The organism is Streptomyces sp. E11-3 (assembly GCF_046540415.1).
In the GTDB taxonomy this organism is placed as follows: Bacteria; Actinomycetota; Actinomycetes; order Streptomycetales; family Streptomycetaceae; genus Streptomyces.
The window spans coordinates 2,565,957-2,574,300 of sequence record NZ_JAZGRL010000001.1 but is presented as its reverse complement, the minus strand read 5'-3'; the positions used below and the strand labels follow the sequence as shown (position 1 = coordinate 2,574,300).

Here is an 8,344-nt window from a genome sequence, read left to right as displayed (position 1 = left end):
CCCGCTGCCGCGCCCGATTCGCCCGCCCCGTCCGAGGAACCGCACCAGTGAGCGACACAGCCGCACACGCACCGGCCCCCGCGGGTCCCGACGGCACGCCCCGCTGCCCCTGGGCCCTCTCCGCGGACGACTACATCGCGTACCACGACGAGGAGTGGGGCCGCCCGGTCCACGGCGACGACGCGCTCTTCGAGCGGCTGTGCCTGGAGGCCTTCCAGTCCGGCCTGTCCTGGATCACGATCCTGCGCCGCCGTGAGGGCTTCCGCCGCGCCTTCGCCGACTTCAAGATCGCGTCGGTCGCGGCCTTCACGGACCAGGACGCGGCCCGACTGCTCGCCGACCCCGGCATCATCCGCAACCGCGCCAAGGTCGAGGCGACGCTGGCCAACGCGAAGGTGCTCGCGCAGTGGCCCGCGGGCGAGCTCGACGCCCTGATCTGGTCCTACGCCCCCGATCCGGCGACGCGCCCGGCGCCGCCCACGATCTCGGACGTACCGGCGATCACCGACGAGTCCAAGGCCCTGTCCAAGGCGCTGAAGGCCCGCGGCATCCGCTTCGTCGGCCCCACGACGGCGTACGCCCTGATGCAGGCGTGCGGCCTGGTGAACGACCACGTGGCGGGCTGCGCCTGGCGGAATTGAGCCTGTCCGGCGATTGAGGACGAGCCCGAAGGGCGATCGGGGTCTGGGGGCTTGCCCCCAGTTTCGGGAAGGGGCGGGGCTGGGGAAGAAACCCGCTTCCGCCCCCTAGCGGCCCAGATACCTCGGCTGCTCCTTCGCCACGAACGCCTGCACGGCGATCGTGTGGTCCTCCGACGCGCCCGCCCGGCTCTGCAGCTCGTCTTCCTTGTCCAGGGTCGCGTCCAGCGTGTGCCCCGCCCCGTACGCCAGCGACTCCTTGATCGCCGCGTACGCGAGCGTCGGCCCCGCGGCCAGCGAGCGGGCCACCTTCGCCGCCTCGGCCGCCAGGTCCGCGCCCGGGACAACCCGGCTCGCGATGCCCAGCTCGTACGCCTCCTGGGCCTTGATGGAGCGCGGGAACAGCAGCAGATCGGCCGCCCGGCCCGGCCCCACCACGCGCGGCAGCGTCCAGGAGACCCCGGAGTCCGCGGTCAGCGCGACCCCGGCGAAGGAGGTGTTGAAGGAGGCCGTGTCCGCGACGACGCGGTAGTCCGCGGCCAGGGCGAAGCCGAATCCCGCACCGGCGGCGACGCCGTTCACCCCGGCGACCACCGGCTTGGGCATCTCGGTCAGCGCCCGGACCACCGGGTTGTAGTGCTCGCGCACGGTGCTCATCATGTCGCCGGTGCCGGCCTCACGGGCGGCGGTCAGCGTCCCGATGTGCTCCTTGAGGTCCTGCCCGACACAGAAGGCCCGCCCGGTCGCGGTCAGCAGCACCGCGCGCACCGCCGGGTCCGCCGCGGCCGCCTGCGCCGCGTCCCGCAGGGCGACCTTGGCCTCCGTGTTCATGGCGTTCATGGCGTCGGGACGGTTGAGCGTGATCGTCGCGAGCCCGTCGGTCACCTCGTAGAGCACGGTGTCGGCCATGGCGGGGGTCCCCTTCGTCGAGATCGGTAGCGATCCGTAGAGATCACATACGTGCAGAGCACAGCATGACGGAGACCACACGGTGCCGGCAGGCGCCGAAGGGTGTGACCTGCGTCAAACAATTCGGGGTCGTCCAGGTGCCCGCGGTGGCGCAGTATCGCAGCCACATCGCCGAATTGAGTGGTTTTGGTCGAGCGCGTTGCGCAAGCGATGCAGACCGATGTTGTTCATCGGGTCCCGCGATGCGGGATAATGACCTGGAAGCAATGTGTTCGATGCCGGTGACACAGCACCTTTCATGGGGCCGCCGGCTGCGATGAGCTGGTTTCAGGAAGGGGAACGAGCATGGCGGCCATGAAGCCGCGGACGGGCGACGGCCCGCTCGAGGTGACCAAGGAGGGGCGGGGCATCGTCATGCGCGTTCCGCTCGAAGGCGGCGGTCGGCTTGTCGTCGAGCTGACCCCGGATGAAGCCGACGCGCTCGGTGACGCCCTTAAGAAGGTCGTCGGCTGAGCGGAAGCGCCCTTCACTTTTCACTGCCCCGGCACACTAACAGCGTGCCGGGGCAGTACTGCGTCCAGGTCCGGTTCGCCCGGGTTGCCACCTTCTGGCCATGGGGCGCGGTCAGCGTCTGACGGCGCAGAGCAGCCCGTCGCCCACCGGCAGCAGCGAGGACACCAGGTCGTGGCTCTCCCGCACGGCGCGCAGGAGTTCCCGCACCTTGAGTACCTCGGCCGGCTGCGGCCCCGAGTCGACCGTACGGTCGTCCGCGAAGACGCCCTCGAAGCAGACCAGACCGCCAGGTCGCAGCAGGCGCAACGATTCAGCGAGGTACTCCGGGAACTCGAACCGGTCGCCGTCGCAGAACACGAGGTCGTATCCGCTGTCCGCGAGCCGGGGCAGCACCTCCAGGGCGCGGCCAGGGATGAACCGCGCGCGGTTGCTGGCGAACCCGGCCTCGCGGAAGGCCTGGCGGGCGAACTGCTGGCGCTCGGGCTCGGCGTCGACCGTGGTCAGGACGCCGTCGGGGCGCATGCCGTGCAGCAGATGGATGCCGGACACCCCGGTCCCGGTGCCGATCTCGGCCACCGCCTTGGCGTCCGCGGTCGCCGCGAGCATCCGCAGTGCGGCGCCGGTACCGGGAGACACCGCGCGCAGCCCGGACGCCCTGGCCTGGTCCCTGGCCCAGAGCAGCGCTTCGTCCTCGGCGACAAAGGCGTCGGCGAACGCCCAGCTCGTCTGCCGGTTGGCGGTAATGAGCCTCTCCTGTCCCCGTAGTCGGCGGTAGCTCGGCGGTTGTACGGCGGTGGTACGGCGGCCTTGACCTGCCCGTGACTGTATCCGTTGGCGCCGGGAACCCGCAGATGGGACCGGGCGTTATGAGGAGGTGAAGAAGAAGCGCCCCGTCAGCGGCACCGAGCCGCGGTGCGGACTTCCAAATTCACGTAAAAACGCTTATCCGGAGCTAACGGGCGAGGTGGCTATGGTAGGGGCTCCACTGGACACCACCAGAGCCGACAGGGGAGGTGCGGCTGCGGCCGGTGATCGGGGCGGAGTGCCGCGCTGGCGGCGCCTTCTCAGGTCGGCGGGCGAGCCGAAATCCGTGACCAACACCGCTGACGTCCGTTCCCGCTTTCCCTCCGCACAGACCGCGACCTTCGCCACCGACGCGGATGCGCAGGCGTGGACTCCGCCCACCTGGGAGGAGATCGTCAGCACGCACAGCGCACGGGTCTACCGCCTCGCCTACCGTCTGACGGGCAACCAGCACGACGCCGAGGACCTGACCCAGGAGGTCTTCGTCCGCGTCTTCCGCTCGCTGTCCACGTACACGCCCGGCACCTTCGAGGGCTGGCTGCACCGCATCACCACCAATCTCTTCCTGGACATGGTCCGCCGTAAGCAGCGCATCCGCTTCGACGCACTCGGAGACGACGCCGCCGAGCGGCTGCCCAGCCGGGAGCCGTCCCCGCAGCAGGTCTTCCAGGACACCCACTTCGACGCGGACGTGCAGCAGGCGCTGGACACCCTGGCGCCCGAGTTCCGCGCCGCCGTGGTCCTCTGCGACATCGAGGGGCTGTCGTACGAGGAGATCGCGGCGACCTTGGGCGTGAAGCTCGGCACGGTCCGCAGCCGTATCCACCGTGGCCGCTCCCAGCTGCGCAAGGCCCTGCAGCACCGCTCGCCCCAGGCCCGCGCCGAGCGCCGCTCGCTCGCGGTCTCGGCCGCCGGGGCGCTGGAGGGAGGGGGCGCGACCGCGTGAACGGCTCCTGTCCGACACCTGCCGAGCAGCATCTCGGGGACCGCCTCGCCGCCCTGGTGGACGGCGAGCTGGGCCATGACAGCCGCGAGCGGGTCCTCGCACACCTAGCGACCTGCCCCAAGTGCAAGGCGGAGGCCGACGCCCAGCGCCGCCTCAAGACCTACTTCGCCTCCACCGCGCCCCCGGGCCCGTCCGCGAGCTTCCTGGCACGCCTCCAGGGGCTCCCCTCGGACGACGAGGACGACCAGGGGGACTCCGGCGCGCCGCTGGGGGGCCTCCTCGCCGACAGAGCCTTCGGGGCGCAGGCCGAAGGCGTCTTCGGCGTGCGCCAGGACCGGTTCGGCTACGGCCCCTCTGACGCCCACGGCGGGATAGTGCCCGGCGCGCCACGCGCGCGGGGCTTTCGTATCCATGAGGTCGGCCGCTCCACCTCGCCCGAGCGCTCCGGTGGTTCACGTGGCCGCCGGTTCGCCTTCGCGGCCGCGGGGGCGATGTCGCTGGCCGCGATCGCGCTCGGCGGGGTGTCCACGGGCACCCCGACACCGGCCGAGTCGGCCGAGGCGCGGGGCGCCAAGGCGAGTCCGCAGCAGCGGGTGCCGAGCGGCAGCGCCGCCAGCAGCGCCGAGGCGCAGCGCCGCCGTGGCAGCGGCCAGTCCTCGGTGTCCCAGGGACAGCGGTCCGACGTGCTCGTCGCACCGGTCGCGTCGCCCGGCATCGCGGGCCCCGCGGTGCCAGGACCGCCGCAGCGGCCGCCGCAGACGTTCACCGGACCGTATGCCACGCCGCTGCTCGCGGACGGCGGGTACGCGCTGTTCCCCGCGGACGCCGCGCTCTGGCCCCTGATACGCAGGGGCGTCGAAGCGCCGCTGTATCCGACCCGGCCCCACCCCGCCGGCACGCCGTCCCCCTCGCCGTCGGCACCGCTCGGCGACGCGCAGGCGGCCGGGCACTGACCGGCCGCTGCCCGCACCCTCGTAAACCTGATTGAATTCTCGGTGGGCGTGCCCGCCGAAGCGGGGGTGCGGCCCGTAGGCCGCGCCGTGCACCAGCTGTGGGGAGAACATGGACGAGGGGAAGCCCACCGGGGCGAAGGCGAATTGGTGGAGCCGTCCCCGGCAGGGACAGCTGGGCGCCGCCACGGAGCCGGGCACGGACCAGCCGCCTGGCAGCGAGCCCGAGGCCGCGACCGCGGCCCCCGCCGCCATGGACGAGGCACCCGCGCCGGAGGCCGAGCGCCGCCCGCTGCACGCCCCCGACCGGTACGGCACACCGCCCTACGGCGAGCCGGGCCCCTGGGCCCCNCCCCATTGAGCAGGGAGGGACCCCCTTCGACGCACGGCCGAATCACCCAAGTACGTCCAGTACGAGGGCGATCCGGCCGCACGCCGATGCACCGCACCGCGAGACATCAGCTGCTTCGCAGCGGGCGCAGGCTGATCCGCGAAGATCGGAGAGACGCCCCCTAGCGCTTGCGGCGCTTCATGAGGAGCCGGGGGAGTGCCGCGGGCGCCGACTGGCGGGTGGTCGCCGGGGTGGCCACCGGCGGCGCCGCGAGCGACCCGGTGGGCAGGTCCGTGGAGACGGCGTCCGGCTCCAGGCGCAGCACCCGGCAGTCGCGCGCCCAGCGCTCGGTGAGCTGGTCGCTGTCCACCGCGTTCAGCCGCTTGCCCTGGAGCTCCGCGACGGCCGCGTCCCACTGGGGCGACCGGGGCGCCAACTCGACCGCCTTCGCGGTCCAGACGACGAGCCGACCGCCCTTGTCCTTGCTGCGCACGGTGACCGTCACGGTCGCGCCGTCCGCGATGTCCGGCAGCGGCTGCTCGCCGGGCCCGTCGCCCACCAGATGCGCGGCGCCGTCGTGCCACGCGTGCCACAGCGCACGCTCCCGCCCGGCGCCCCGCACCCAGATCAGGCCGGACTTCTTGGTGGCCTCCTCGGCCAGCGCCCGGTCGAGCAGAAGCGCGGGAGTCGGCTCTTCAGTCGGCTCGGCGGCCGGGGCAGCAGTCATGCGCGAAGCTTAGCCACGGGTCCACGACGGGACCTAGAGCCACCCGTTGCGCTTCAGCGTGCGGTGGATGGTGAAGCAGGCGCCGATGATCCCGGCCAGCACCATCGGGTAGCCGTACTTCCAGTGCAGCTCCGGCATGTAGTCGAAGTTCATGCCGTACACACCGCAGATCGCCGTCGGCACGGCGATGATCGCCGCCCAGGACGTGATCTTGCGCATGTCCTCGTTCTGGGCGACCGTCGCCTGCGCCAGGTTCGCCTGCAGGATCGAGTTGAGCAGCTCGTCGAAGCCGACGACCTGCTCCTGCACCCGCGCCAGGTGGTCGGCGACGTTACGGAAGTACTTCTGGATGTCCGGGTCGATCAGCCGCATCGGCCGCTCGCTCAGCAGCTGCATCGGGCGCAGCAGTGGCGTGACCGCCCGCTTGAACTCCAGTATCTCCCGCTTGAGCTGGTAGATCCGTCCCGCGTCGGCGCTCCGCGAACTGCCCTTGCGGTGCGCGGAGAAGACGTCGATCTCCACCTCGTCGATGTCGTCCTGCAGCGCGTCGGCGACCGCGAGATATCCGTCCACGACATGGTCGGCGACGGCGTGCAGCACCGCGGAAGGCCCCTTGGCGAGCAGCTCCGCGTCGTCCTGGAGCCGGTGCCGCAGCGCCCGCAGCGACCCCTGCCCGCCGTGCCGCACGGTGATGAAGAAGTCCCGTCCGGTGAAGCACATCACCTCGCCGGACTCCACGACCTCGCTGGTGGCGGTGAGTTCGTCGTGCTCGACGTAGTGGATGGTCTTGAAGACCGTGAAGAGCGTGTCGTCGTACCGCTCCAGCTTGGGCCGCTGGTGGGCGTGTACGGCGTCCTCGACGGCCAGCGGGTGCAGCCCGAACTCCGCGGCGATACCGGCGAATTCGGCCTCCGTGGGCTCGTGCAGGCCGATCCAGGCGAAGCCGCCGTCGCGGCGCACCCGCAGCATCGCCTCGTGCGGGGTGAGGGTGGACTCGCTCTCGACGCGGTGGCCGTCGCGGTAGACGGCGCAGTCCACGACGGCCGTGCCGACGCCGGGGTCGCGGGTCGCGTCGTACGGGCTGTACGGGGCGCGGCTCTTGCGCAGGGACGGGCGGACGGCGGCACGCAGGTCGCGGATCATCGACATGGCAGGCTCCTTCGCGCGCAACGCGCTGCCCGCGGGGGTGGCACAGCCCGGAATGGGGACGTACGGCTCACGTCACGTCGCCAAAGCGGGCGGCACCGCACCGTCGCGGCGGCAGCTTCGCTACTGACACAGATCAAGCACAGAGATCAAGCGGAACGGATCAAGCGGAGACGAGATGCTCTTCCGTCATGCGATGCGCCGTGGGCTTCAGGTGTTTACCCGGCTGCGCGTCGGGTACGGGAAGCCTCGGTGAAAAGGAGCAGTCACCTGGCGGAAGAACGGGTGGTACTGCACGGTCGACTTCGATCCATCAGCCCCACCTCCTCCGGCCGGTCCCCCGTAGGGGAGATCCTCATGTCGGGCTCGAAAGCCACGCTGCTGTGCTCGTTGCGTGTCGCCCTGACCAGCGGCCAAGACTATCAGCCGACTGACGCGTCAAGGCGCCGCTTTGCGCGTTCCGTACGAGTTCTATGCTCGCCGCATGGCTGATGTTCTTGAGCTGGTGGAAGCCCGGCTGCGTACCGCCCTCGGCGAACCCGGCGCGCGGGCCGCGGTGACGTTCCTCGGGACCGACCGTATCGAGGTGCTGCGCTTCGCCGGACGGGATGTCGATTCCGACAGCGCGGTGGTCAGGTACGCCACGCTGGGGATGTCAGGGCAGCCGATGACCGACCCCACCGCGGCGCTCGCGGATCCGGTGCGCGGCCCGCGCGCCGAGCTGATCCTGTCGGTGCGCGGCGGCGTCGCCGACACCGACAAGGTGCTGCGCCCGCTGGCCGTGCTCGCCGCGTCGCCGCAGGTCGAGGGTCTGGTGGTGGCTCCCGGTGCCTCGCTCGACGTGGGTGAACCGCTGTGGCCCGGCGCGCAGTTCAGCTCCGTACTGGTCGCGGAGTCCGGCGGCCTGGTCGAGGACCTGGAGCTGCCGGAGCCGATGGACCCGGTGACCTTCCTGCCGCTGCTGCCGATGACGCCCAACGAGGCGGCGTGGAAGCGGGTGCACGGGGCGGCGGCGCTGCAGGAGCGGTGGCTGGCGCACGGCACGGACCTGCGCGACCCGGCACGGAAGTCGGTACCGCTCGACTGATGGCCCGTCGCGGCCCACGGTCTGCGGGGCGCTCTTAGGGGTGCCCTTCGACACCCGGTGGCCCCTGGAGGCACTCGGTCGGCCGCTGCGGTCTTGACCGCGCGGGCCTGTCACGCGACCGTGGAAGGCACCGGGTCGGCCGGTCGCGGCGGCCCGAAAGCGAGAGCCTGTGTCTGAACCCCCGTCGTCCGCGCGGAGCGCGGGCGCAGGCGGGGCGCGGGCGCAGGCGGGGGTTCAGACACAGGCTCTCACGGGCCCCCGGACGGGTGATCGTCCTTGACGCGGCGACGGCC

9 protein-coding genes are annotated in these 8,344 nt (G+C 71.8%); 5 read left to right on the top strand and 4 right to left on the bottom strand.

Annotated elements, in window-relative coordinates:
- Nucleotides 1–47: 47 nt before the first annotated feature.
- On the top strand, nt 48–641 hold the full coding sequence (locus U9R90_RS11535) for a DNA-3-methyladenine glycosylase I (protein WP_411056332.1): 594 nt from the start codon (nt 48–50) through the stop codon (nt 639–641).
- Between the two features lie 105 nt (nt 642–746).
- On the opposite strand, the gene U9R90_RS11530 is transcribed toward U9R90_RS11535, so the two are convergent.
- The gene (locus tag U9R90_RS11530) at nt 747–1,547 is read right to left on the bottom strand and encodes an enoyl-CoA hydratase-related protein (protein WP_411056331.1); all 801 of its coding nucleotides are present in this window, start codon (nt 1,545–1,547) and stop codon (nt 747–749) included.
- A gap of 345 nt (nt 1,548–1,892) precedes the next feature.
- Here U9R90_RS11530 and U9R90_RS11525 point away from each other — a divergent pair, with 345 nt between their 5' ends.
- Nucleotides 1,893–2,060, top strand: a complete 168-nt coding sequence (locus tag U9R90_RS11525) for a DUF3117 domain-containing protein (protein WP_003966491.1) — start codon at nt 1,893–1,895, stop codon at nt 2,058–2,060.
- Nucleotides 2,061–2,171: 111 nt separating this feature from the next.
- On the opposite strand, the gene U9R90_RS11520 is transcribed toward U9R90_RS11525, so the two are convergent.
- Complete coding sequence (locus U9R90_RS11520; protein ID WP_411057713.1) at nt 2,172–2,888, bottom strand: O-methyltransferase; 717 nt, start codon at nt 2,886–2,888, stop codon at nt 2,172–2,174.
- Between the two features lie 142 nt (nt 2,889–3,030).
- Between U9R90_RS11520 and sigE the strand changes: the two genes are divergently transcribed.
- Both sigE and U9R90_RS11510 read left to right on the top strand, forming a co-directional pair.
- Nucleotides 3,031–3,810 (top strand): RNA polymerase sigma factor SigE, encoded by a 780-nt coding sequence (sigE, locus tag U9R90_RS11515; protein WP_411056330.1) that lies wholly within the window; start codon nt 3,031–3,033, stop codon nt 3,808–3,810.
- On the top strand, nt 3,807–4,763 hold the full coding sequence (locus tag U9R90_RS11510) for a zf-HC2 domain-containing protein (protein ID WP_411056329.1): 957 nt from the start codon (nt 3,807–3,809) through the stop codon (nt 4,761–4,763). The genes sigE and U9R90_RS11510 overlap by 4 nt, the downstream gene beginning before the upstream one ends.
- A gap of 509 nt (nt 4,764–5,272) precedes the next feature.
- Here the strand turns inward: U9R90_RS11510 and U9R90_RS11505 are convergent.
- Nucleotides 5,273–5,818 (bottom strand): hypothetical protein, encoded by a 546-nt coding sequence (locus U9R90_RS11505; RefSeq protein ID WP_411056328.1) that lies wholly within the window; start codon nt 5,816–5,818, stop codon nt 5,273–5,275.
- A 33-nt stretch (nt 5,819–5,851) separates the two neighbouring features.
- Nucleotides 5,852–6,967, bottom strand: coding sequence for a magnesium and cobalt transport protein CorA (locus tag U9R90_RS11500; protein WP_411056327.1), 1,116 nt, complete (start codon nt 6,965–6,967; stop codon nt 5,852–5,854).
- A 481-nt stretch (nt 6,968–7,448) separates the two neighbouring features.
- On the opposite strand from U9R90_RS11500, the gene U9R90_RS11495 reads away from it, so the two are divergent.
- Nucleotides 7,449–8,051, top strand: a complete 603-nt coding sequence (locus U9R90_RS11495) for a suppressor of fused domain protein (protein WP_411056326.1) — start codon at nt 7,449–7,451, stop codon at nt 8,049–8,051.
- Nucleotides 8,052–8,344 lie beyond the last annotated feature (293 nt).

What these genes read in the sequence shown, in the direction of transcription:
- U9R90_RS11505 (WP_411056328.1), bottom strand. Translation starts at nt 5,818, where the DNA reads ATGACTGCTGCCCCGGCCGCCGAGCCGACTGAAGAGCCGACTCCCGCG.
- U9R90_RS11525 (WP_003966491.1), top strand. Translation starts at nt 1,893, where the DNA reads ATGGCGGCCATGAAGCCGCGGACGGGCGACGGCCCGCTCGAGGTGACC.
- sigE (WP_411056330.1), top strand. Translation starts at nt 3,031, where the DNA reads ATGGTAGGGGCTCCACTGGACACCACCAGAGCCGACAGGGGAGGTGCG.
- U9R90_RS11495 (WP_411056326.1), top strand. Translation starts at nt 7,449, where the DNA reads ATGGCTGATGTTCTTGAGCTGGTGGAAGCCCGGCTGCGTACCGCCCTC.
- U9R90_RS11530 (WP_411056331.1), bottom strand. Translation starts at nt 1,547, where the DNA reads ATGGCCGACACCGTGCTCTACGAGGTGACCGACGGGCTCGCGACGATC.
- U9R90_RS11500 (WP_411056327.1), bottom strand. Translation starts at nt 6,967, where the DNA reads ATGTCGATGATCCGCGACCTGCGTGCCGCCGTCCGCCCGTCCCTGCGC.